The sequence below is a fragment of the Polyangium sorediatum genome (assembly GCF_029946465.1).
Lineage (GTDB): Bacteria > Myxococcota_A > Polyangia > Polyangiales > Polyangiaceae > Polyangium > Polyangium fumosum.
Genome location: NZ_JARZHI010000108.1, coordinates 1 through 24,289 on the forward strand (window position 1 = coordinate 1; position 24,289 = coordinate 24,289).

The 24,289-nt window shown below is 69.8% G+C and carries 15 protein-coding genes; 14 read left to right on the forward strand and 1 reads right to left on the reverse strand.

The features are described 5' to 3' along the window. The 6 genes from QHF89_RS46915 to QHF89_RS46940 all read left to right on the forward strand — a co-directional run. The coding region (locus QHF89_RS46915; RefSeq protein WP_284721872.1) for a hypothetical protein at positions 1-207 on the forward strand (207 nt) is incomplete at its 5' end. A 1,072-nt stretch (positions 208-1,279) separates the two neighbouring features. Beyond that, positions 1,280-4,237, forward strand: a complete 2,958-nt coding sequence (locus tag QHF89_RS46920; RefSeq protein ID WP_136973102.1) for a protein kinase domain-containing protein — start codon at positions 1,280-1,282, stop codon at positions 4,235-4,237. A gap of 34 nt (positions 4,238-4,271) precedes the next feature. Further along, positions 4,272-5,102, forward strand: coding sequence for an SAM-dependent methyltransferase (locus QHF89_RS46925; protein WP_284721873.1), 831 nt, complete (start codon positions 4,272-4,274; stop codon positions 5,100-5,102). Between the two features lie 183 nt (positions 5,103-5,285). Next, positions 5,286-5,924, forward strand: a complete 639-nt coding sequence (locus QHF89_RS46930) for a hypothetical protein (protein WP_136973103.1) — start codon at positions 5,286-5,288, stop codon at positions 5,922-5,924. Between the two features lie 194 nt (positions 5,925-6,118). Next, a complete protein-coding gene (locus QHF89_RS46935) occupies positions 6,119-7,783 on the forward strand; it encodes a hypothetical protein (RefSeq protein WP_136973104.1) in 1,665 nt (554 codons plus the stop codon). Beyond that, positions 7,780-9,825, forward strand: coding sequence for a G8 domain-containing protein (locus QHF89_RS46940; protein ID WP_136973105.1), 2,046 nt, complete (start codon positions 7,780-7,782; stop codon positions 9,823-9,825). Before QHF89_RS46935 ends, QHF89_RS46940 begins: the two co-directional genes overlap by 4 nt. Here the strand turns inward: QHF89_RS46940 and QHF89_RS46945 are convergent. Next, positions 9,789-11,612, reverse strand: coding sequence for an FG-GAP repeat protein (locus QHF89_RS46945; RefSeq protein WP_136973106.1), 1,824 nt, complete (start codon positions 11,610-11,612; stop codon positions 9,789-9,791). The two genes, QHF89_RS46940 and QHF89_RS46945, sit on opposite strands and share 37 nt — an antisense overlap. A 52-nt stretch (positions 11,613-11,664) precedes the next feature. Between QHF89_RS46945 and QHF89_RS46950 the strand changes: the two genes are divergently transcribed. The 8 genes from QHF89_RS46950 to QHF89_RS46985 all read left to right on the forward strand — a co-directional run bounded on the left by QHF89_RS46950 (position 11,665) and on the right by QHF89_RS46985 (position 24,132). After that, entirely contained in the window at positions 11,665-13,269 is a 1,605-nt protein-coding gene (locus QHF89_RS46950; protein ID WP_284721874.1) for an NHL repeat-containing protein, read from the forward strand. Between the two features lie 73 nt (positions 13,270-13,342). Continuing rightward, positions 13,343-14,560 (forward strand): hypothetical protein, encoded by a 1,218-nt coding sequence (locus QHF89_RS46955; protein ID WP_136973109.1) that lies wholly within the window; start codon positions 13,343-13,345, stop codon positions 14,558-14,560. Continuing rightward, positions 14,557-14,988 (forward strand): hypothetical protein, encoded by a 432-nt coding sequence (locus QHF89_RS46960; protein WP_136973110.1) that lies wholly within the window; start codon positions 14,557-14,559, stop codon positions 14,986-14,988. The genes QHF89_RS46955 and QHF89_RS46960 overlap by 4 nt, the downstream gene beginning before the upstream one ends. 3 nt (positions 14,989-14,991) lie before the next feature. After that, positions 14,992-17,577, forward strand: a complete 2,586-nt coding sequence (locus QHF89_RS46965) for an Hsp70 family protein (RefSeq protein WP_136973111.1) — start codon at positions 14,992-14,994, stop codon at positions 17,575-17,577. A gap of 19 nt (positions 17,578-17,596) precedes the next feature. After that, a complete protein-coding gene (locus QHF89_RS46970; protein ID WP_136973112.1) occupies positions 17,597-19,072 on the forward strand; it encodes a hypothetical protein in 1,476 nt (491 codons plus the stop codon). A 510-nt stretch (positions 19,073-19,582) separates the two neighbouring features. Further along, positions 19,583-20,821 carry a hypothetical protein gene (locus QHF89_RS46975; RefSeq protein ID WP_136973113.1) on the forward strand — a complete coding sequence of 413 codons (1,239 nt, stop codon included), beginning with the start codon at positions 19,583-19,585 and terminating at the stop codon, positions 20,819-20,821. 21 nt (positions 20,822-20,842) lie between these two features. After that, complete coding sequence (locus tag QHF89_RS46980) at positions 20,843-21,727, forward strand: hypothetical protein (protein WP_136973114.1); 885 nt, start codon at positions 20,843-20,845, stop codon at positions 21,725-21,727. A 254-nt stretch (positions 21,728-21,981) separates the two neighbouring features. Next, on the forward strand, positions 21,982-24,132 hold the full coding sequence (locus QHF89_RS46985; RefSeq protein ID WP_284721875.1) for a glycoside hydrolase family 48 protein: 2,151 nt from the start codon (positions 21,982-21,984) through the stop codon (positions 24,130-24,132). Positions 24,133-24,289 lie beyond the last annotated feature (157 nt).

A 24,289-nucleotide genomic window follows, 5' to 3' on the forward strand; every position in this document is an offset into this window, starting at 1 on the left:
CGGATTGGCCTTGAAGAGGCCGAGCACGACGGTAGGCTGGCCGTCCCCGAGCGGGATCTCCTGAACCCGCTCCCGCCAGCGCTCCCGCCAGCGCTCCCGCTCCCGCTCCCGCTCCCGCTCCCGCTCCCGCTTCCGCTTCCGCTCCCGCTCCCGCTCCCGCTCCCGCTCCCGCTCCCGCTCCCGCCCCCACCCCCGCGCCCGAGGTGACGTCCCCGTTCGTGGATAGCGTCAAGCCAGCGCGCCGCGCGTCTCCTCCCCGGGCGCCTCACGCGGCCTCCGACCCTGCAGCACGCATACCCTCGCAGCGCAAGAAAATTCGATGACAAGCTCGATTCCCACGCGAGCCCCCCGAGGGATGCGTCCTGCCAAGCGGGAAACGTCCTGCGCTCGCGGATAGAAGCACGCAGATCCGACAGCGCTCTGACGCAAACGGGCGCGCCCTGAGAACAACCGCGCGAAAAGAAAGCGCGACGTCGTTCTCCCGGGCTTGCGACGGCCCGGAGAGACCCGTATCCTCGGGCTGCTGGCAGGTATTCTCTACGCGCTTCGCGTACGCCACGCTCCGCCGCCAGCACCACCTACGAGATCGTAGTTAGTAGGGAGCGAACAGATGACACAGTCCCTCCTCGCGTTTTTTGCGGACATGGCCCTCGACCACTCCTTGTTGGCGAGGTTTTACCTCAATCCTGACGAGACCATGCGCATCGCGGGCGTCTCGGATGTCGATCGAGAGGCCGTACACTCGGGGCAACCGCAAGCGATCTTCGAGCGCCTTCGGGCCGACAACCCGGATGCTGCCTCAATGCATTCGCCGTGGTCGTGCCCGTACCTGCTCGGCTGCCCCACGATGGCGGCACGCGCCTCCGACGCTGGCCCCTTGTCGACCCGCGCGCCCCTGTCGACCCGCGCGCCCCTGTCGACCCGCGCGCCCCTGTCGACCCGTGCGCCCTTGTCGAGCCGAACCTCCGACCCCCCCAACCCCTTGTCCGTGCGCGGCCCGTTGTCCACGCGCTCTCCGGACTCCGTACGCGGCCCGCTGTCGTCACGCTCTCCGGATACCGGGCCCGCATCCGTACGCGCGCCGATATCGGTCCGCTCCCCGGACAGCCGCCAGTTTTCCTGACCCTCCTTGACCGAGCGGCGAGGGGGGTCATGAAGAGTTGGCGTACGTGCCTCACATCGCACGTCGCGCGTCTCCCAAGGTTGCCCACAAGGTTGCCCAGGAACAATCGAGAGCGGATCCTCGCGAATCGTCACGAGTCCGCGATACCATGACGCCATGCGCCTGCGCCCAGGCGATACGGTTGATCGCTACGTCATCGAAGCCCCCCTCGGCGAGGGGGGGATGGGCGAGGTGTATCAGGCGCGCGACACGCGGCTCGAGCGCCGCGTCGCTCTCAAGCTCTTGCGCAAGCAGGGCGCTGCGGAGCCGGAGGCCTGGCAGCGCGCTGAGGGCCGCATGCTCCGCGAAGCGCGCGCCGCCGCTGCGTTGAGCCATCCGAACACGGTCGCCATCTACGACATCGGCGAGCTTTCCGGCGCGCCGTACCTTGCGATGGAGTTCGTCGACGGTGTCTCGCTCCGCCAGCTCATCGCGGCCCGCACGACCTCTTCACGCCGGCTCGGCTGGCTCGTCGACGTCGCGCGGGCCCTCTCGGCGGCGCATCGCGAGGGCATCGTCCACCGTGACATCAAGCCCGAGAACGTGATGCTTCGCGACGACGGCGCGATCAAGGTGCTCGACTTCGGCATCGCGCGCAGGATGCGCGTTGGGCTCTCGACGCGCGGGTCCACGCCGGGCGAGGACGATCTCGATCCGCCCTCGAACCCCAAGAGCGACACGCTCACCGGCGAGGGGATGATGGTGGGAACGCCCGCGTACATGGCGCCCGAGCAGCTCCGCGGCGACGCGGTCGACGAGCGCATCGACCAGTTCGGCTGGGGCGTGCTCGCGTATGAGCTGCTCACGGGCGAGGTCCCCTTCGGCCCGGGCCTCGATGGGGTGCGGCTCTTGTCCGCGATCCTCGCCGACGACCCGCCGTCGCTCGACGGCATCGTGCCGGCCACGGTCGAGCGGACCCTGCGCCGCACGGTGTCGAAGCGCCCCGCCGATCGCTTCCCGTCGATGGACCACGTCATCGAGACGCTCGTACCGTTCGTGACGGGCGAGTTTCTCGCCATCCCCGACGTCGTGCGCATCGTCGACGCGGATGCCGATGAGGACCTGAGCGCGCCCTCGGCGACGCGCGCGGGCGTGCCCGCGGTCGGACACGAACCGGAGACGCTCGAGGCGCCTCGCCCGCTCGTGGCCTCGACGTCTCGCTCCGCCACGCCGAGGCCCGAGGCGGGCAGCGCGCCGATGAACACGATTCGGTCGCCCTCGCCGGTCACGGGCAAGCGCGCGAAGCCCTTCGAGCCGCCCTCGGTGCGGATCGAGAGACCGGCGCCGGTACAACCCGAGCGCCCGCCGCTGGCGAACACGGTGGAGTCGCCGACGGCCGTGGCGGTCGGGCCCGCGCTTCGGGCGTCGGTGCAGGGTCGGTGGCAGCTCGTGGCGGCGGTGACGCTTGCGATCACCGGCTTGGTCGTCCTCTCCACGGGCATCGTGTCGCGGCTGCGCCGCAGGTCGGCGGAGCAGCCGGTGGCGGAGGCAGCGGCGGCGGCGGCGCCGTCCACGACGCCCACCGCGGTCACCGAGCTCGAGCTGCCTTCGAGCGCGAGCCCCGAGGCGCTCGCGGCCTATCGCCAGGGATTGCAGAGCATCCGCGACGCCTCCTGGGGGCTCGCGTACGACGCCTTCGAGAGGGCGGCCAAGCTCGACCCGACGCTCGGGGCGGCTCATCTGCGGCTCGCGGTGATCGATCGGTTTCGTGGCAAGACGACGAGCACGCGCGCGGAGTTCCAGCGCGCGGTGGAGCTGCGCGCGACGATGCCGGCGCGGGACCAGGTGCTGCTCGACGCGTTCGAGCCGCTGATCCAGCGCGATCCGCCCGATCAGGCCGCGACGACCGCCCGTCTCGAAGCGGCCACGCGGCGCTTCCCTGGCGACGCGGAGCTTGTCTTGTTGCTCCACGCGGTGCAGCCGGATGCCTCGCCCGAGCACACGCTCGCGCTCGTGGATCGCTGCCTCGAGCTGGATCAGCGGTATGCGGACTGCTGGCAAGCGCGCGCGCTGGTGCTCTTCCGCGACGAGCGCATTCCCGAGGCGATCGATGCGCTCGATCGTTGCGTGGAGCTGGCGCCCTTGGCGACGGACTGCGTCATCGAGCGGCTGCGCTTCCAGAGGATCATGGGCCGGTGCAGCCGCCTCGAGCCGGACGCGCGCCGGTGGATCACGAAAGAGCAGGCGTCGCCGTTCGCGTACCAGGAGCTGGCGGTGGCCCTGGAGGCTTCGGGCCAGCCGCTCAGCGCGGTGGGCGCGGCGGTGGATCAGGCGGTCCGGCGGTTCCGCGAGGCGGGCATGCCGGAGGCGGCGGTGAAGCTCCGGATCAACCTCGCGATCCTCTCCGGCCATTTCGACGAGGCCGAGCGGCTCGCGAAGGATTTCGAACGGGAGATCATCGGCGAATCGCAGGAGGAGAAACACGCCGTGCCGGCGCTCGCGCTGGTGCGGCTTTATTGGGAGATGGGGCAGGACCGGAAGGCGGGGGAGGTGGCCGAGCTGTTCCTCTCGCAGCGAGCTGCGTGGGGTCGTCCTTTGAAGTGGAGGCCTTGGGACGATGCGCAGGCATTGCTCTTGAAGGCCAAACATCGGGCGGGACGGCTGGACGCGGCGGCGTACGAGGCGGCTCGCGCGGGGTGGGAGCGTGAGTGGCAGGGCAAGGATGCGGATCCGAGCGTGCTCTGGCTTTTGGGAACGGCCGCGACCGCGAGCACCCCGCAGCAGGGCCGTGATGCGCTCGCGGGCAGCGTGCTGAAGCGCCCGCACCTGCATTATCCGCAGGCAGACGTCGCGATGGTCACGGCGGTGCTCGGGGAGGTCGCGTTCCTCGCGGGTCGGTACGATGAGGCGCTGCCTCGCCTCGAGTCGGCGGCGCGCTCGTGCACGGCGCTCGACGATCCGCTGAGGCACACCCTTGCGACGTACCGTCTCGGCGTCGTGCGCGAGAGGCTCAAGGAGAAGGCGGAGGCGTGCGCGGCGTACAAGGTGGTCCTGCGGCGGTGGGGCCAGGCGGACGAGTCGACGACCGCGAAGGCCGCGGCGCAACGCGCGACGGCGCTCGGCTGCCAGGACTAGCCCGGGTGCTGTCGCCGGCTCTCATCGGATGATCATGCGTGCCTCGGCGTCGGGGCGAGGGATGGAGGAATGGATGCTCGAAGGGAATGGCTCGCTCGTCGTCGTGGGGACCGGAATCAGGACGACCGAGCATCTCACGGGAAATGCGATCGCCTGGATCAAGGCATCGGACAAGGTTCTCTACGTGGTCGCGGATCTCGTCGCCGAGCGTGTGATCAAGGAGCTATCGCCGTCGGCCGAGTCGCTCACGGCGCTCTACGGGGAGGGCAAGCCGCGTGGAGAGACGTATCACGCGATGGTGGACCGCATCCTTGACGCGGTGAGGGGGGGCCATCGGACGTGCGTGGTGCTCTACGGGCATCCGGGCGTGTTCGCTTATCCGGGGCACCTGGCCATCGAGCGCGCGCGTGACGAGGGGTATCCGGCGACCATGCTGCCAGCGATCTCGGCGGAGGATTGCCTGTTCGCCGACCTCGGCATCGATCCTGGTCACCAGGGCATGCAGAGCTACGAGGCGACGCATTTCGTGCTTCATCGAAAGCGCATCGATCCCACAACGGCGCTCGTGCTCTGGCAGATCGGGTCGTTCGGAGACAACACGTACCGTCGCGAAGGCGCGAGCAACCACAGACTCCCCTTCCTCGTGGCGCGGCTCTGCGAGGAATACCCTGCCGACCACGCCGTGACGATCTATGAGGCGGCGATCTACATTGGCTGCGCGCCGCGTATCGAGCGGCTGCGCCTCGGCAAGCTCGCGGAAGCCAGGGTCACGCCAGCCTCGACGCTCTACATTCCCCCCGTGCGCAAGAGCCGCATCGATTCCGCCACCGCCGCCTGGCTCGGGTTCGAGCCGGCAGACCGATAAGCGCGCCTCCTCCCACGCGCCCGCATTGGGTCCTTCCACAGCGGTACACACACCGCTTCCGCTCCCGCTCCCGCTCCCGCTCCCGCTCCCGCTCCCGCTCCCGCTCCCGCTTCCGCTCCCGCTCCCGCTCCCGCTTCCGCCCGTCTTGACCGCATCCACCCCTTGCGCGGAGGATCCTCCCCCATGGCACCCGGACCTCGCAGGACAACCCTGCTCGTCGGCACCGGCGTGGCGCTCGCGCTGGCGACCTCGTGCGCGGGGCAGGCCCCGTCGCGACGGGAACAGGTGTTGCGCTCGTTTCGGCAAACCGTGGCCGAGGATCTCGGCGGGGCGGGGGCGTCGCCGGTGCTCGACTGCGGGGAGGTCGCGAGATCGTACGACGATCTCCTCCAGCACGACAGCGAGCCCCGGCGCTGCCTCGCCCGTGCGTTCCGCGCCTGCCGCCCCGCGCGCGTGGATGGCTCGTACGACGGCGTCGATAGCGGGCCGTTTTTCTGGTCCGCGGTCGTCGCCCCGGGGGCCGACAAGGCGGGGTGCGAGATTCGTTATTACGAGGACGTGCGCCTCGATTCCTATGGCGATCGATCTATCGCGCGGTACCGTTGCGGCGACCCCGCCCCCGCGACCGGCGCGGGCGAGCACAGGCCCTCGTGTGGGCTGGTCTGGAAGGAGCAACATGTGCTCTGCAGGGCGTATGCAGCCGAGACGACGGCGCCGGAGGGCCGTCCGGGGGCGCCGCCGTCGATCAAGGAGTGCGTGGAGCTGCCGGCCGACGTTCGATGGCCCGGAAGTTTTTCCACGGGGGCGCTTCATTCTCGGTAGACTGAAGTTTTATTGCATCCACGCGAGCACGTTGAAGCTCGATTCGCGGACGAATGCCGATTGACTCCCCGGCGAACCGCGCGTTAGATGTCTGAATGCATTCGATCTCCAGGATCAGCCTTCACACCGCGCTGATCGGAGGGCTCGCAATGGCGAGCGCCGGGTGCAGCGAGCCCTCTTCCGCAGGGGCTCCCGTGGCCGGACCGCGTGCATTCCCGCTTGAAATCCTCGGCCCGCCGGGGACCGAGGTCACGGTCACCCTCGACGTACCGGCCGCACTTTCGGCGCGCCCGGCCCTCTCGCTCGACGTCGCAGCGGACAACGTCGTGGCGGGGGAGGCGGCGTGGGTCGTGGTGAACGGCGGCGCGCCGATCGACCTTGGCGCGTCGGGCCTGGGGATTCGCCGCCCCTTCGGCGGTATGGGGCGCGGCATGATCCCGCTCGACGCCGGCGTGGTGAAGGCGGGCGAAAACCGGATTGCCTTCCGGTATGCCCGGCAGGTGCCCGACGTCTCGGGCTTCCGCGTCCTCGGCCTCTCGATCCACGCGCCCGACGACGCGGCGAGCCGGGTCGAGCTCGACCTCCCGTGGGAGGACCCGGCCACGTGGACCGCCCCCCTCGCCGATCCCGCGGCGGTGGAGCAAGGGCGCGCCTTCTTCACGACCCTCTCCCGCGACGGCGGCCCGACCTGCGCCCGCTGCCACGCCGACGACGGCGCGGACCTCGCCGTCTTCGCCTTCTCGAACCACAGCATCGAGGCGCGCGCGCAGCACCACCTGTTTTCCCCCGCGGAGGCGGCTGCCATTGCGAGTTACATCCGCTCCCTGCCGGTCGCCCCCGCGGGGCGGGTCCATGATCCGCCGTTTCAGCCTGGGCCCGGCATGCTCGGCGAAGCGGGGGCCGGGATCGACGCGGTCCTCGCCGACGACGCAGCGCTCGGCGTGGCCCTCTTCCCGGACGGCCTCCCCGCCGAGCCCGCCTGGGATGCGCTCGCCTCGCTCGATACCTCGCAGCTCCCGAGCCCCGTCCAGGCGCCGACGTGGCTACGCTGGCTGCCGCGCAGGATCGATCCTGATTGGTTCACGCGTGCAGGCGGGCTCCTCGCCAGCACCGAGGCCACGCTCGCCGATCCAGGGACCCTCGCCGACGCGCTCGCCTTTCAATCGGCGGCGATCCAGATCGGCAAGGAGCTCCTCGTCGAGGAGGGGGATCATCAAGGCCGCATCGAGCTTCTCCGTTACGCCGCGGTGAAGCTGTGGGCGTGGCAGCGCGCGCATGGCGGCTACGAGGGCCCGGACCACGGCTTCCCCGACGGCGGCCCGGCCTTCCCCTACGAGGTGGGCTTTGCCTTCTTCGAGGCCGGGTTCGCCGAAGCGGTGCCGCATGCAATGGCGCAGGCGCTCTCGTGGTGGGTCGCGCAGATCGCGGTCCATCCGGGGCGAGGGGTCTCGAATGGCGAAAGGCCACTCAACTGGCGCGACGTCCTCCTGGCCGCGGAGGACGCCGGGCAAGGGCCGTCCGCCCTGACCTTTTTCCACCTCCTCGGGAGCTGGGAAGAGTCCCGCGGGGCCCTCGCGGACGACTTCGGCACTGCGCAGGGGCCGGTGCGCCTGCTCGCCGTGCCCCTCCGCCACGTGGACGCGGCGACGTGCGAGGCGCTCCTCCGCCGTTTCTTTCGGCGTGAGGCCACGTTTCTCGCCGAGGGCGGCACGCTTGCGCCCAATCATCACACGCTCCTTGCAAACGCCTGGCAGAGCGTCTGCGGGGGGCTCTCGGCCGCGCAGCGGAAGGGGCTGCGGGCCGCCGCGCCGGCCGAGATCGCGCCGGATCTCACCGCCTGCCAGGAGGACTCGCCATGAGGGGACGCCGTCTCGCTTTGCCAGGGTTTTGCGCTGCGCTGTTCGTCCTGCCGCTCGCCCTCGTCGCCTGTGGAGGCGACACCGGCGCCATCAAGCAGGATCCGCCGGGCATTGCGGCGACATGTGAAGGGGACACGTGCTCCTTCTGTGACCCGAAGGTGTGGGGCGGCGTGACCCCGGACGCCACGACCGATCTCGTCATCCCCGACGGGAGGACGGTCGTCGTCGATTGCGCGGCCGAAGCGCGCACGCTCCACATCAAGGCCGGCGGGACGCTTTCCGCCTCGCGCGAGGTCTCGGCGACTCTCACGATGCACGGCAACCTCGTCGTCGCGGGGACCGTCGATTACGGGACACCGGAGGGGCGGATCCCGGCCGGCGTGACCGCCGGGATCATCTTCACCGGCATGAAAGACGAGAACTACCGGGGCACCCCGTCCGTCGAGGCGGGGGATGAGGGGTGGACCTCGGTCGAGACCCCGATCGAAATCGTCGACGGCGACATCGGGTTATGGGTTTCGGGGAGCGGGCGCTTGCTGGCCGCGGGGCAGGAGAAACGCGCCTGGGGGCGGCTGACCGACGGGGCAGGGCCCGCGGACATGACCTTCACAATCGACGACGCGTCGGGGTGGCAGGTGGGGGACCGCATCACGCTCACGCCGACGGCGCCGCGCAGCGCGGGCGAGACCTGGGTGAGCCAGTTCGACGAGGCGAAGATTGCGGCCGTGGACGGCAACACGGTCACCCTCGAAGCCGCACCGAGCTACACGCACGACGGCTGCACCGATTGCATGCGGCGGGGAGAGGCCGCGAACCTGACCCGAAACGTCGTTATCCGTTCGGCCGACGATACGAACCACGCGCACATCCTGGTCCTCGGGCAGGGGATCGCGCAGCTCGACAGCGTCGAGCTCCGGTGGCTCGGGCCTGAGACCTGCGGCGGGCCCCCGCGCCGGGCGGCCCTTTATTTCGGCGCGCAGAAGGAAGCGTCCGATCCGTCGTTCGTGCGCCACGCGGCGATCTGGGGCGGGCAGCGGAGCTTCGTCGTGATCGAGAAGTCCCACGGCATCGAGGTCTCGGACGTCGCCGGGTACGACACGTATGGCCCCGGGTTTTCGATGTTCTACGACACGAACGGCTGCGGCACGCGCTGCGAGGACCGGGCGGAGAGCGCGCCCCGCGGCATTGTTTTCGATCATGTCCTCGCGGCGAAGGTGGGCGCGTCGAAGCGCTCCGCGGAAGGGGATTGCCTGCGCATCGATCATCGCCTGGCCGGGTTCGAGCACAGCGGCGGCGAGGGATCGGGCGCCCGCGATTGCGTCGCCGTCGGGATCGGCTGGGACAGCGGAGGGTCGGACGTCGCCGGGTTCGGCTGGGTCGAGGGGGGATCGGGGCGCCCGGAGGACTTCACCTTCACGCGCAACGTGACGCATAACAGCGGCGCACACGGCGCGATGGTGTGGCACAACGACGACGAACGCCTCCAGGCCCCGTACAAGGACAACGCGTTCTGGTCGAACGCAGGGTACGGCATCCACTGGGGCGCTTATGGCAATCAGTTCGAGTTCGACGACGTCACGATCGTCGACAACGGGTTCGACAGCATCGCGATCAAAGCCATCCCGATGAACGATCGCCCGCGCATGGTCGACGTCACGCTCGAGAGCATCACCATCCTGTCCTACGTCTTCGTGCAGACGATCCCGGCGACCTTCCGGGACTTGACCTTCACGGGAACACGCCCGGTCGGTATCGGCCGCACGTTCCAGGAGACCTGCCCCGATGCGGCCAAGGACGAGGACCCGAACGATCCCGACTGCATCCGGGACTGGCTGCGCTTCGAGAACATCTCCTTTCCGGCGGGCATGAAGCCCTTCGATTTCGGAAAGGCCCCGAACAAGCATTCGGTCTGGGAGATCCGCGGCTTTTCGAGCCCCGACCACCCGGAGCTGCCCGTGGACTTCGATCTCTACCGCGCCGACAGCGAGGTCCCCGGCGGCGCGTACTACGAGCCGTTCGACGCCTGGCTCGTGCCGCGCTGAGACGCCTGTCTGCTCGGTCGCGCACGCCGTGCCGCCGTCGCGGCGAGCGCGAGCACCATGAGTCCGGAGAGCTCGCCCATCCCCGAACCGCTCCCTGGAACCCCGCACCCGCAGGACGCCTCCGGGACGACCGCGCATTCCGGATCCCTGGGGTTGATCAAGGCATATTCGCACACCCCCGTCGATGTATTGCATTGCCCCGGCAGGTGACATGCGTCCGGCGCGGCGCACGAGAGCGGCTCGCCAGCGCATTCCCCTCCCACGCAGACGTCGCCCTCGGTACACGCATTGCCGTCGTCGCACGTGGCGCCTGCCGGAGGCCCCTCGCACGCCCCGGCGCCATTGCACATGCCCGTCGTTCCGCAGGTCTTGGGCGCCTGCTCCGCGCACTCCGCATCGGGATCGGTCCCCGCCGCGATGGGCCCGCAGACGCCGTCGATGCCGTCGCCCTTCGAGGCCCCGACGCACGCCACGCACGTGCCCTCGCACAAGGTGTCGCAGCAGACGCCATCCGTGCAGAAGCCACTGGCGCAAACCGTGGGTTTGTCGCAGGGGGTGCCCTTCTCGAGCCCCGGCACAAGCGTGAAGATGTAAGCCGCGCCCTCGTTCTCGGGGGTCGTTTCATCCGGCGCGCCGATGAGCAGCGTGTCGCCCGAAAGCGAAACGGAGGCGCCGAACGCCCCTTGCCAATCCTTGGACTGCTCCTTCGGGAGGACCATGGATTCGAGCTCCCACACGCCCGCCGAGCGGCGGAAGGTATGGGCACGGAACAGGGGAAACCCCCCCTCCTGGAGGCCGCTGAAGGTCGATCCCACGAGGAGCCGGTCGCCCTCGAGCGCCAGCGTCTCGCCGAACGTGTCTGGGCCGAGGTGCATGGGAGGCCAGGGATCAGCCACCTGGATCCAGTCGCCGCCGACCCGCGAGAAGATCCGGCACCCGTCTTGACCTCCGAGCGCCAGGGTGTCCCCTTCCAGCGCCACCGCCCGGAGGTGGATGTCCGTCGGGATCTCCGCGTCCTCGCTCCACGTGCTCCCTACACGCGTGAAGGCGCGCGCCCCGGACCCGTGCGCGACGACGAGCGTATCCCCCGACAACCCGATGGCAGACACATGGTCCTCGCCGCCGAGCCCGCTCGGGACGAGCCGGGCCTCCTGCGTCCAGGTGCCCCCCTGAAAGACGAAGACGTAGGCCGCGCCGACGTCGCCGCTGTCCGGATCCATGACGGCGAGCCGATTCCCCGAGAGCACGACGTTCCACCCGAACTTGCGGGACCCGAGCCCGTCCGTCGCCACGGCCTTCCCCTCCAAGGACCATGCGCCCCCCTGCCGCGTGTACGAGAAGACGGCGCCCGGGAGATCGGCGTCGATGTAGGGTGTGCCCACGGCGAGCCGATCCCCCTCGAGGGCCACCGCATCCCCGAATTCGTCGTAGACGACCGTGCCGGGCGCTTTGAGCTCGGCCACCTCGCCCCAGGTGGCGCCGCTGCGCTCGAACAGATAGACGGCCCCGACATTGCCATTCGGACTGGCGGACCGCTGCATGCCCACGGCCGCCGTGTCCCCGTCGATCGCCGTGGAGAGACCAAAACGCCCGGTCGGGTGGGGCTTGCTCGGGAAAAGCTTCGCCTGCTCGACGGCCATGAGCAGCAGCGGCTGGACGGCGCGGGCGACCTCGGGCTCGTTCTCGAATGCGACGTTCCGCCCCTCGCCACAACCGGCCGCGGCGCAAACCATGACCATCGCCGAGGCCCCCCAACCGACGACCCGACCCCCGATTCGTTTCCGCATTCGCCCATCCTACGTGATTTTCTTTACGCGCGGCCAGGGCTATCATGCGGTCATGGTGAACCGCGTGCCGGGCGTGCTCCGTCTGCTCTTCCTCGCAATGCTCACCTCCGCGATGCCCGGCTGCGGCTCGTACGTCGAGCTGGCCGATGTCTGCGAGCCGCACGCGCAGGAGGTCTGTTATAGCGGCCCGGAAGGCACCGAGGGCGTGGGCGCATGCCGCGCGGGCCTCCGCACGTGCGCGGGCGACGGGAGCGGCTTCGGCCCGTGTACGGGGGAGATCCTGCCGGCCTTGGAGGCGTGCTCCACGCCGGGGGACGAAAATTGTGACGGCACGTCCGCCGTCTGCACCGGAGAGACCTCGTGGGCGAAGCGCTTCGCGAGCCCCGAGGACGAATTCGTGCGAAGCGCGGCGGCCACGGACGCCGGCGGGATCGTCCTCGGCATCGACCTTGGCGGCGCCCTCGACGTCGGCGGCCCCGTGGGCGTCGTCGAATCGGCCTCCGGGCACGGGGCCTGCGTGCTCGAGCTCGGCGCGGAGGGTGATCCCCTCGGCGCGGAGGTCCTCCATGGAGGAGACGGCTGGGACTTTTTCGTCACCCATGGGGCAGGTCGGACCTCGGGCGTCGGGCGTTTGTCAGGCCTCGTCACGCTCGCCGGGGAGACGTTCACCTCGGTCAGCGGCCAGGACGCGCTCTTCTTTTCGCTCGATCAGGCCGGCGATATCGTGTTCCGGAAGCAGATCATCGCCTCCTCCACCGCTTCGCTGTTCATCAAAGCGATGGGGTCGAATGCGGCGGGGGATCTGCTCCTCGGGGGCGGAACGAGCGCGAACTCCCTGGACCTCGGCGGCGGACCTCTGGTGGATGCCGACGGCGTCACGTTCCTCGGGCGCTTCGACGCGGCGGGGAACCACGTCTTCAGCAAGACCCTGCCGCCGGTGCTGGTGAACGCCACCCGATTCGATCCGCAAGGAAACATCTTCCTCTCGGGGTACATGTACGATTCGGTGAACTTCGGGGGCGAGACGCTGACGAGCGTGGGACAAGACAACGTTTTCGTGGTGAAGCTCGGCCCCTCCGGCGAGCACCTCTGGAGCAAGAGCTTCGGCGGGAGCAGCATTCTCTACGCTTCCTCTCTCACGATCGAGCCGGACGCCGCGGGCAACGTCTATCTGACGGGCATCTTCAGCGGCACCTGGGATTTCGGCGGCGGACCGGTCACGTCCAAGTCCCCCGAGGGGGCAGGCGACGTTTTTTTGGTCAAGCTCGATCCGAACGGGAAGTACCTTTGGGGCAAGTCCTTCGGGAATGGTCAATACCAGGTCGCCTACACCATCACCACGGACCCGAGCGGGAGCGTGATCATCGGAGGGAGCTTCGGAGGGACCGTGGATTTCGGCGCGGGCGTGCTCCAGGCCTCCTCGTCGCTCTCGTCGGACATCTTCGTCGCCAAGTTCTCGCCCGACGGCGAACCCTTGTGGAGCCGGCGGTTCGGCGAAGGCAATGCCATCAGCCTCTCCGCGAATGGGCTCGTCGCGGCCCCGTCGGGGCACATCTACATGGCAGGGACGGTCTACGGAGATATCGATTTCGGCTCCGGCGACCTCGATGCCACCCACGCAGGGGCGGACGTGTTCGTCGGGAAGCTCGACCCCTGAACATCGCTCCCGCTCCCGCGCCCGCCCCCGCCCGTCTTGACCGCATCCGCCCCTCCCGCGGATGATGCCTCCCGTGTGGCGAGACGAGGACGAAGCGCTGCTCGCGCGGCTCACGGACGAGATCGCCTTCGAGCGCCTCTTCCGCGCCCAGGCCGGACCCGACGCCCGCCCCCCGGCCCGCGGCGCCGGCCTCTGCGCCGTCCTGCGGCGTTTGCCCGGCGGGAGCGACGCCGTCAACGCCGCGCGCGCCGACAACCCCCAGGCCCTCCTCGACCACCTCGAACCCGCGCGCCAGATCGATCCGCCCCCGGAGCTCCTCCACCACCTCGCCCTCCACCACGCCTCCCTCGCGGACCTCCCGGCGACCTCCTCCAACGCGTTCGTCCGATCGATCACCGCCTGGCTCGCCCTCGGCCGCGAGGAGACCTACCTCCGCGACCTCGGCGAGGCCGTCACGGGCAGCGCGCTCGCGCGGCAGGACCTCGATCGCGCCCTCGCGGACGCTCCGCTCTGGTGCATCGACGACCTCGGCGAGCGTGCGCGCACCGGCGCGCGGGATCTCACGATCTCCGCACAACGCGCGCTCGTCGCACTCGGACGCGTCCAGGAAGCCGCGCGGATCGCCCGTGCCCCCGAGGCCCTCGCGGAGCGGGCGGCGCGCCGGGCCTCGTCGCTCGTCGCGGTCGCCGTCGAAGAGGCGCTCGCGCCCGTCCTCGCCGTGTTCGCCGAGGTCACCACGAAGGGCGAGCCGAGCGCCGCGGAGGGCGCGGCGATGCTCGGGCGGTTCGTCGCGGTGTGGCGCTGGTCCGGCGAGGACGAGAGCGTCGAGCACGCCGCGATCGAGCAGGCCACGCCGCTCGCCTGGGCCCATTACCGTGCGAGCCGCTGGGACGCGCTCCGGGAGCTCATCAGCCCCCTCGCGCCGCTCGTCGACTCGCTCGCACAGCGTATCGAGGACGATCCGTCGAAGCTCGCGTATGCGGCCCGCGCGGCGCAGATGCTCGTGTTCCGCTCGGACGTCGTGCGCACCGAGCGCGAGACGCTGGAGCTGCTCGATCGGGCCATCGCGATCTGCCCGACGCACCGGAACGCGCGGCTCATGAAGGCGAACACGCTCTGCGAGCAGGCGCTCCGCCTCCTGCCCGGCGCACGCGCGCCCACGCGCCACGATCACGACAAGGCCGTGGCCCTCATCGACCGCGCCGAGCAGCTCTACCCCGGGGCCACGCGGCTCTCGGAGGCCAAGAAGCGCCTCGGCGAGGCCAAAAAGCTCCTCGGGATCTCGTCATGAGCGATCAACCCGAAAACCCTTTCGAGCGCTTCGACCTCGATCCCAAAGAGGGCCCGCGCGCCATCACGGAGCGGCTGCGCGAGCTTGCCGAGGACGCGGGCGAGAGCGAGCGCGCGTCCATCCGCGCCGCCTGGGAAGAGCTCACCTTGCACCCGCTGCGCCGCCTGCGCGCCGCGATCGGCGCCCGCCCGCGCCACCCCGCGCTCGATCGTTCGGGCCCGGCGCAGGCGCCGCCGAAGATGCGCAAATCCCCCGCGGCCGAACCCGTCGGGCTCGCCGATCTCGCGCCGCGCCCTTCGGTGGCGCTCACGCTCGCGACGTTCCTTTCCCGCGGGGCCGAGCGGGGGCCGCGAAGCGTGCTCTCGCTCGATGAAGATCCCGTGCTTGCCGCAGAAGCAGCCCCCACGTCTCCCGAGAGGAAGCGATAGACCATGTTCGTCGACCGTCCCGTTGGAATCGATCTCGGCACGACCAACTCGGAGATCGCCATGCTCGACCCGTCCGAGCGCGATCTGCACATCTACGCCGACCGCTTCGGCCGGCGCACCGTCCCCTCCGCGGTCGCTTGGGATCCCAAGGGCGAGGCGTTCCTCGTCGGCTACGCCGCGCGCCAGCGCCGCGGCAAGACGCCTCCGCCCGTCGAGTCCATCAAGCGCAAGATGGGGCAAAATGCGAAGGTCGACGTCGGCCCGCACGCGCTCGCGCCCGAGGACGTGAGCGCCAAGATCCTCGCCGAGCTCCGCGCGCGCATGAGCGAGCACCTCGGCAAACAGGCGTCCGAGGGCATCGAGGTGCGCGTCGATCGGGCCGTGATCACGGTGCCCGCCTACTTCGACGCCCCGCAGGTCGAGGCCACGCGCAAGGCCGGCGAGATGGCGGGGCTCGACGTCATCGGCATCCTCCAGGAGCCCACGGCCGCGGCCATCTACCACACCTGGAAGAGCCGCCTCGGCGACGGCAACTTCCTCGTCTACGACCTCGGCGGCGGCACGTTCGACGTCTCGATCCTGCGTTGCCTCGGCGGCGAGTACCAGGTGCTCGCGATCGACGGCGACAACTACCTCGGCGGCGACGACCTCGATCGGCGCTTCGCCGAGAAGCTCCGCGGCATCCTCGTCGCGCGCGGCTACGCCCTCGATCTCGACGTCCGCGGCGACGAAGAGGATCGGCAGCGCTTCGGCCGCCTCGTCCACCTCGCGCAGGAGATCAAGGAGTCGCTCTCGACCTCCGAGGTCGTCAGCGTCTCCAAGCAAGACTTCATGCAGGACAAGAGCGGCGAGAACGTCTCGTTCGAGGGCGACATCGGGCGCGCCGACTACGAGAAGGCGATCGGGGATCTCGTCGAGACCACGATCACTTGCTGCGAGCGGGCCCTCGCGCGGAGCGCGGAGACCTCGTCGGTGGATCTCGGGCAGATCGATCACGTCGTGCTCGTCGGCGGCTCGACCCGCGTGCCGATGGTCGTCCGCCGCGTGACCGAGGCGATCTGCAAGAAGAGCCGCTCCGAGAAGCCGCTCCAGGACGAGGTGGACACGTGCGTCGCGCTCGGCGCGGCCATCCACGCGGCGCAGCTCGGGGGCCTGCGGATCGGCGAGCCCGAGCGGAAGATCATGGTCTCGTTCACGACGCCGCTCGTCAGCCAGGGCTCGAAGATCCGGCTCGGCGTGCGCGTCGAGCAGGCGCCGGAGGGCGCGGCGGAGATCGCGGTCCTGCGCGGGATGAGCGGCGCCGAGGAGGTCGCGAAGGCGGCGCTCCCGGACGCGGCGGGGGCCGTCGTGCGGCTCGACGTCCCGCTCGGCGAGGAGCCCGAGCACGCGTCGCGCGTGGCCCTGCGTTCGGTCGAGCGCGAGGTGCTCGCGGAGCTCCCGTTTGCGCTCTACCGCGGCGACGTCCGGCCGCGGGCGAGCGCGCTCTCGCGGCCTTCCGTCGTGGCCAAGGACCTCTCCATCGAGGTCGTGCGCGCGGGCCGGCGCGAGCGGCGCGTGCTCATCGCGCGCGGCGCGGGCTTGCCCGCGGAGGTGAAGAGCCGCTTCTTCACCGCGGATCAGAGCGGGGCCGTGGTGCTCCGGCTCTTGCAGAACCGCATGCCGATCAAGGCGCTCCTGCTCCAGGTCCCGCGCGAGCTGCCCGTGGGCACGCCCGTGGATCTCACGCTCCGGTGCGACGACGCGATGCGGATGGAGGCGCGCGCGGTCGTGGCGGGGCAGGAGCTCTGGGCGCAGGTCGAGCCGCCCGCCGCGCCGCGCTTTGATCCCGCGGGCGCCGTGGAGGCGCTGCTCGAAGAGGCCGAGGCGACGAGCAAGTCGCTCTGGGGGACTTCCGCGACGCACTACCGGGCCGAGGCGGACATGCTCGTCGCCGGCATCCGCGAGGTCGTCGCGACGGATCCGGACAAACTGCAGGCGCTCTGCGAAAAGCTGCGCTTGCTCGTCGACTGGTACCGCGGCGACCCGAACGAGACGCTCTCGCCGCCCATGGCCCGCTTCGAGGCCGAGCTCAACGAGCTGCGCCGCCGCGTCTACCGCGCCTCGGGCAACCTCTACGGCATGGATCGGTCCGCGTGGGAGAAGCGGCTCGCCGAGCTCGAGGCGCGCGCGATGGCGGCGTACGAGGCCTCCGACGCCGTGGCCTGGCGCCGCGTCTTCAACGAGGTGCAGGCCCTCGACGAGACCGCGATGCAGGAGGAGTTCGCGCAGATGCGCCTCGACGACCCGGCCTACCTCGAGCGCAGGCTGCGGAGCGAGCGGTACTACGCGCAGAGCGTGGAGCGGCACCTCGTCGACTTCGTCCCCTCGTCCTCCGACGTGGGCTCGCTCCAGGTCGCCGAGCGCGACAAACTCGTCGTGCAGCTTCAGGAGAAGGTCCTCGCGCCGCTCGCGAACCTCACGGCGGACACGACCGACGCGGCGGCGCTCCGGCGCAAGCTCGAAGCGATCAACGCGGAGACCTCGCGGATCGATGGGGCGCGCGAGCGCCTGCCCTCGCTCGGCCTCGTCACGGAGCGGGGAGGCGCGTGATCCAAAGGGCCCTCGGCGCGTGAAGTTCGTCGACGAAATCGGCCTCAGCGCGGCGCAGAAGCTCGAAACCTCCGTCGGGCCCTTCGTCGCGCTCCCGGCGTACCGGCGGCTGCTCGTGCGCACGGCCGAACCCTCGTTCGCCGCGCGCGCCGCGCTTGGCGCCCTCCGGTGCGTGGTGCGCCTCGGGAGCGACGAGCGGGACATCGGGGACATCGCGGCCTACTGGAGCACGCTCTCCGGCAGCGGCCCGCACTTCCCGGCCATCCTCGATTTGTGCCGTCTGCTCGCGCGGGTCGGGCGGAAGAGCGCGGCGCTCGCGCTCGCGCAGGCCGAGACGGAGCGCGCGCCGACGGCCCGCGCGCTCTACCTGTACGGCCGTTGCCTCGAGCTCATGGGGGAGGGGGACGCGGCGTTCGTGGTGTTCGCCAACGCCGCCACGCGGGCCGACGAGGAGAAAGGCGCGGCGGACGTCGCGATCGCGGCCCGCGCGTGGCGCGTCCAGCGGCTGCTCGGCGATCGGAGCACGGCCGCGCTCGCGGTCGCCGACGCCGCGTCCGCCGATCCCACGGGCGCGCCGCCTGAGCACAAGCTCGTGATCGCGCTTGGCCGGCTGCGCGCGCCGAGCCGGTTCGTGCGGGCCTCGGGCCTCTCGCTCCTGGAGGAGCTCGGCCGCGACCCGACGACGTCGCTCGGCCGGCACGCGATCCGCCTCGCGGCCGAGCACGCCGACGCGCTCGGGGACGCGCTCACGCCGCTGGAGGCCGATCGCGTGGCGGCCACGCTCGGCCACGTGCCCGACGATGCGGCGCGGGAAAACGCCCTCGCGCGGCTCGCCGCGGCGCAGGCGATCGCTGCGTCGCGAGGGGAGGCGCAGGCGGAGGCGGTCACGCGGGCGGGCGAGCTCGCGCCCGAGATCGCCGGGCTGGTTCGTCGGGCGCGGGCCGCGCTCACGGGCGGCGGCCAGGTCGACGAGGCCCCGCGTCCGTCGCGCTCCACGGAGCCGGCGTCGCCGTTGCTGCGCCTCGCGTCGCTCGGGCTCTCGGCCTTCGTGGCGCTCGGTCAGGGCCGGCCGGGGGACGCGGCGGAGGCGCTCGACGAGGCGGCCGAGCTCGTCACGAAGGGGGGCGTGGGGGTGCCTGCGCCTGTGTGGACCGCCGCGCGCGCCGCGCTCGACAGCGCCGATCCGCTCGCGCGGGCGGCGGGCGTCAAGCTCTGCGAGGTCCTCCTGCAGGGGTCCGCGGCGGCGCCGCCGGGCGGGCATTCGGCCTTCGCGGTGGCGCTCGCGCGGGCGGGGCGGCCGGATCTCGCGGTGCGGTCGGCGCGGGACGCGGCGGCGGGCAAGGAGCTTTCCGCGCGGGCGCTGCTCGGAGCGATCCTGCGGGAACAGGGCTGGGCGCTCGCGGCGCGTGGCCAGCGTGAGCTCGCGATCGCGGCGCTCCTGGAGGCGAAGGAGCACCTCGCGGCGGCGGCCAAGGACGGCGCGCGGGGGCGCTGAACGACGGGCTCGCCGGGCTCGTCGGCAACGACCGGGGGGTTCGTCGACAGGCTCGGCGGGCTCGTCGGCAAGGGCTGGGAGGTTGTCGACAGGCTCGGCGGGCTCGTCGGCAAGGGCTGGGGGCTATGTCGACATGGTCGCCGGGCTCGTCGGCAAGGGCTGGGGGCTATGTCGACATGGTCGCCGGGCTGTCGGCAAGGGCTGGGGGCTATGTCGACATGGTCGCCGGGCTCGTCGGCAAGGGCTGGGAGGTTGTCGGCATGCGCGCCGGGCTTGTCGACGACGGTTGGGGAGGTTGTCGACGTGCTCGCCGGGCTTGTCGGCAAGGGCTGGGGCTTTGTCGACATGGTCGCCGCGGTTGCCGGCAACGGTCGGGGTCATGTCGACGGGCTCCCGGCGGTTGTCGGCAAGGGCTGGGGGCTCCGTCGACACAGCTCGTGAAGGTATTCGACGCGCGGGTCGGTGGTCGATGACGACGCGGGAGCCATCTTGCGCCGGTCGTGCAACCTGGTGCACAAGAATCCCGTGATCGAGGAGAAGACCGGTGGTGCGCTGGTCATTCTCCATGCGCATGAGTTCTGGAAGCAGGCCCATCGCCGGGTCGTGCTTCGATACAATCCGAACCTCGGCCCGGAGAGCCTCGCGCGGATCCCGTCGAAATCGCGGCCGTCGGCGTGCACGCCCCCGCCTCCGAAGAAGCCGGAGTCGCCCGCCGCAAAGGCCCCGGCGCCGCCCGCGCCCCCCGCGCCACCACCGAAAGAGGCGCGAAAGGAGGAGAAGAAAGCGGACGCGCCGGAGAGCGTCGAAAAGCGCGTGGAGGAGCATCGTGCTCCGGCGCAGAAAGAGGAGCCGCCCAAGGTATCACGGGAGAGCTTTTTGCCGCGGGAGGGCGTCTTGCGACAGGAGAGCGTCTTGCCGAAGCGGGAGGAAGTGCACCCGCGGACGTGCGTGGACGCGGAATGCTCCCACGTGGATCGGGGAGGCGCGCTGCCGGAGATAGAGCATCGGCCCGGGAGGCCGCTGGTCAGCGTGGTCCTGTGCGAGCAGGTGAAGGAGGGGTGCAAGGGAAAGGGGGAGGGGACGGGCAAAGGCAAAGCCCTGACGCCGCTCGAACGGATGGTTCGCGAGCTGGCGATAGCGTCGGCGATGTTGAACGGCGAGTTCAACCACGACCTCGCGCGCAAGGACGGCAAGCGGTTCGGAATCATCGGCGGCGACGACGAGGACGGCGTCGACAACGCCATCGTCCAGGCCGCGGCGGCGATCACGCAGGTCGCATCGGCGGTGCTCGTCGGGCAGGCGGATAAGTTCGCGAAGAAGCTGGAGGAGGCCTGCGCGAAGAAGGCGCCGCTGATCCTGCAAGGAGCGGAGGAGCTGTCGAAGGAGACGGCGGAGCTCCTGGCGAAGCAGTATGGGGCGGACATCGCGGCCGCGCTGGAGCAGAACGGGGCCATCGCAAGTTATGAAGTGATGCGCGCGTTCACGAAGAACCTCGGCGGGGCGTACCAGGCGCATCACATCCTGGAGGAGGCCATGGCGAGGAAGCTGGGGCTGGCGAAGAACTTCGACAAGCTGCCGGCTGTTATCTTGACGGAGGCGCAGCACAAGAAGATCACACGCATGCTCAACAAGTATCGACCGAACGTCGTCAACCCGGATAAAATCGGTGACGTATTGCAAATGTACGAAGAGGTATACAAGAATTGCCCGCACTGGCTGAAAGCCATCAAGCCGTATTTGGGTAAATGACCCTGTGATCGAGGCGCGAATATGTGGACCGAGGTGCGAATCAGCATCATCAACGATCGTTTTTCGGGGGGGCCGCAGACGATCCTCGGACCTGCAGGCTGCGGTCCCGACGTGGCAGTCCTCGACGAAATCGCGGACACGACGGACATCACCCTGGACGAGAGGGACGAACGCCTGCCGATCCTCCTGAAGCTGCTGGAGGGACACGATAAGGATTACTTTGAGCGACGTCGCGATCGCTTTACCGACGAGGAACTCGAAGCAGCGCGCCTGCTCGTCGTGAACTACTGGGCCCTGGAGGGCAGCATCTTCGCGGGTCCGCGGGTGGGCACGAAGTACGACATGTCCGACGCCTGCAAACATTGCGGCGCGGGGGCCCGGCAGACGTCCGCGCAGGTCGTCGACGGCCAGGAACTCCACGTCCTCGAGGGCCGGCGCGCGGCGGCGACCTGCTACAACGACCTGCTCGTCGGCGAGAAGCTGGCCGGCGCGCTCGCGCAGAGCGGCGCGACGGGGTTTTCGTTCCGGGGCGTCTTCGCGGCGTTCGATAGGCGAGGGCATATCCAGCTCCCATGGCGGCAGATTTGCGCGACGCACACGGTGCCGCCGATGTCGCCTCGATCCACGGGAGTCGAGCTCTCCCAACCCTGCCCGTGCGGGCGGAGTTGTTTCTCGGGGCGTGAGCAGATTCCGATGCGCCTCGCGTACCGTGCCTCGGACGTCGCCGATATCCACGATGTAAATATCTCGTGGGAATGGTACGGCTACGTGAATTTCAACGGCGACGTGTACGACTCCGTCCTCCCGTTCCCCCTCTTCCTCGTCACCCCGAAGATCTGGCGCATCTTCCGCGACGCGGGCGCCACCGGGTTCGATTGGATCCCGATCCGGGTCGTGGACGAATAGAACCGCTGGGCTTGCTCGAGGGTCGTTCGATGAACTGCGCATCGCGCAGTTCATCGATCCTGGGTCCAGCGCCTCGCTGGTCCGGGTGCAGGGGCGGATAGCCCCTGCTGGGGTCTGGGGCAACGCCCCGGCAACGCGCCCCCGCGTTTGCCGTTTTGATTTTTCTAGACGCCCGGTGGGTCGGCCGATAGGCTGCGCGGCATCCGATTTCCAATTGAACCCCATTGGTGCACCCTATGAAGTTCGGCTCGACGATGTTCCGTTCCCTGGCTGCCCGTGCGGCACGAACACAAACGTTTGCCTCGACGCTCGTGCTGGGGCCCGCCGCCCTCCTCGTGATGGCGGCTTGTGTTCCCATCGAGCCCACGGGAACGGGCGCGGTGAGCCCGGGGGGGCCGACAGGACCCGCGGGGGCCGCTGGACAACCGGCTGTGGCTGCGCAGGACGAGGTGAAGCCTCCGCCCGCGCCTCCCGCCGCGCCGGAGCCGCCGGTCAAGAACACCGGCAATGTCTATACTGATCACTTCCTCGAGTTGTGGACGGATATCCACAAGCTCTCCAACGGCTATTTCAGCCCGGAGGGGATCCCCTACCACGCGGTGGAGACGCTGCTCGTGGAGGCGCCGGATCAAGGGCACGAGACGACTTCCGAGGCGTATAGCTACTGGATGTGGCTCGAGGCCATGTACGGGCGCGTCACCAAGGACTGGAGCCACCTGGACCGCGCCTGGGCGAACGCCGAATACTACATCATCCCGTCGCTCGCCGATCAGCCGACGATCAAGGGGTATTCGCCGCGCAAGGCGGCGACCTATGCGCCGGAGGGCGATCTGCCGCAAGACTACCCGGTCGCGCTGGATAGCAGAATTCCGATCGGGGTGGATCCGATCGGCGAGGAGCTCAAGACCACGTACGGGCCGGCGCCCATCTACGGGATGCACTGGTTGCTCGACGTGGACAATTTCTACGGGTTCGGCAAGCGAGGGGACGGCAAGAGCCGGGGGGCGTACATCAATACGTTCCAGCGCGGCCCGGAGGAGTCGGTGTGGGAGGCGATCCCGCAGCCCTCCTGGGACGCGTTCGCGGGGGGCGGGCCGAACGGCTTCCTCGATATCTTCCAGAAGGGGACCGGCTTCGCGAAGCAGTGGAAGTACACGAACGCGCCCGACGCGGACGCGCGCGCGGTCCAGGCCATGTACTGGGCCAAGAAGTGGGCGGACGAGCAGGGAGGCAACACGAGCGTCGACGCGAACACTGCGAAGGCTGCGAAGATGGGCGATTACCTTCGGTATTCGCTCTTCGACAAGTACTTCAAGGTGATCCCTTGCAAGAGCCCGAGCTGCGCAGCCGCCTCGGATTATTCGTCAGCGCACTACCTGCTCTCCTGGTATTACGCGTGGGGTGGGGCCGCGCCCGGCTCGGGCGGTTGGTCTTGGCGCATCGGGTCGAGCCACAACCACTCGGGGTATCAGAACCCGCTGGCAGCCCATGTGCTCGCCCAGTTCGATCCGCTCCGGCCGAAGTCGCCCAAGGCAGCGGGCGACTGGGCCACGAGCGCGAAGCGCCAGATCGAGTTCTACCGCTGGCTCCAATCGGCCGAGGGCGGGATCGCCGGCGGCGCGACCAATAGCTGGAAGGGCCGGTACGACGCGCCGCCTGCGGACGCGAAGACGTTCTACGGAATGGCCTACCAGTCGGCGCCGGTGTTCTCGGACCCGCCGAGCAACGACTGGTTCGGTTTCCAGGTCTGGTCGGTGCAACGCGTCGCCGAGTACTATTACGTGACGGGCGACGCGGGCGCGAAGGTCATCCTCGACAAATGGGTGGCCTGGGTCAAGGCGAACACGAAGCTCAAGCCGGATGGCACGTACGAGATCCCGTCGTCGTTGCAATGGACGGGACAACCTTCCCTCGATTGGAACGACCAGACGCAGAACTTCAATGGCTCGGACAAGACGTTCAACGCAGGGCTGCACGTGAAGGTCACGAGCACCACGCCGGATGTCGGGACGACCGCGGGGCTCGTGCATACATTGACCTTCTACGCGGCGAAGGCCAACGACAAGGACACGCAGAAGCTCGCCAAGGAGCTGCTCGACCGGATGTGGGCGAAGTTCCGCGATCCGAAGGGGCTCTCCAACATCGAGACACGCAAGGACTACAAGCGCTTCAACGACGCGCTGCATCTCCCCACGGGCTGGAAGGGGAAGATGCCGAACGGCGACGTCATCGAGAACGGCTCGACGTTCGCGAGCATCCGCTCCAAATACAAGCAGGACCCGGACTGGGCGAAGGTCGAGGCCTATCTGAAGGGTGGGCCCGCGCCGAACTTCACCTACCACAGGTTCTGGGCGCAGACCCATATCGCGCTCGCCTACGCCACGTACGGCTGGTTGTTCCCCTGACCAGGCATTGGTCTCCTCAGGAAGCCGCTTCGCTGGGGCTTTGCCCCAGGCCCCAGCAGGGGCTGTCCGCCCCTGCACCCGGACCAGCGAGGCGCTGGACCCAAGCTCGATGAACTGCGCGGCGCGCAGTTCATCGAACAGCCAGGGTCAAGACCAG

What these genes read in the sequence shown, in the direction of transcription:
- QHF89_RS46950 (WP_284721874.1), top strand. Translation starts at nt 11,665, where the DNA reads ATGGTGAACCGCGTGCCGGGCGTGCTCCGTCTGCTCTTCCTCGCAATG.
- QHF89_RS46985 (WP_284721875.1), top strand. Translation starts at nt 21,982, where the DNA reads ATGTTCCGTTCCCTGGCTGCCCGTGCGGCACGAACACAAACGTTTGCC.
- QHF89_RS46925 (WP_284721873.1), top strand. Translation starts at nt 4,272, where the DNA reads ATGCGTGCCTCGGCGTCGGGGCGAGGGATGGAGGAATGGATGCTCGAA.
- QHF89_RS46940 (WP_136973105.1), top strand. Translation starts at nt 7,780, where the DNA reads ATGAGGGGACGCCGTCTCGCTTTGCCAGGGTTTTGCGCTGCGCTGTTC.
- QHF89_RS46920 (WP_136973102.1), top strand. Translation starts at nt 1,280, where the DNA reads ATGCGCCTGCGCCCAGGCGATACGGTTGATCGCTACGTCATCGAAGCC.
- QHF89_RS46980 (WP_136973114.1), top strand. Translation starts at nt 20,843, where the DNA reads ATGTGGACCGAGGTGCGAATCAGCATCATCAACGATCGTTTTTCGGGG.
- QHF89_RS46945 (WP_136973106.1), bottom strand. Translation starts at nt 11,612, where the DNA reads ATGCGGAAACGAATCGGGGGTCGGGTCGTCGGTTGGGGGGCCTCGGCG.
- QHF89_RS46965 (WP_136973111.1), top strand. Translation starts at nt 14,992, where the DNA reads ATGTTCGTCGACCGTCCCGTTGGAATCGATCTCGGCACGACCAACTCG.
- QHF89_RS46960 (WP_136973110.1), top strand. Translation starts at nt 14,557, where the DNA reads ATGAGCGATCAACCCGAAAACCCTTTCGAGCGCTTCGACCTCGATCCC.
- QHF89_RS46930 (WP_136973103.1), top strand. Translation starts at nt 5,286, where the DNA reads ATGGCACCCGGACCTCGCAGGACAACCCTGCTCGTCGGCACCGGCGTG.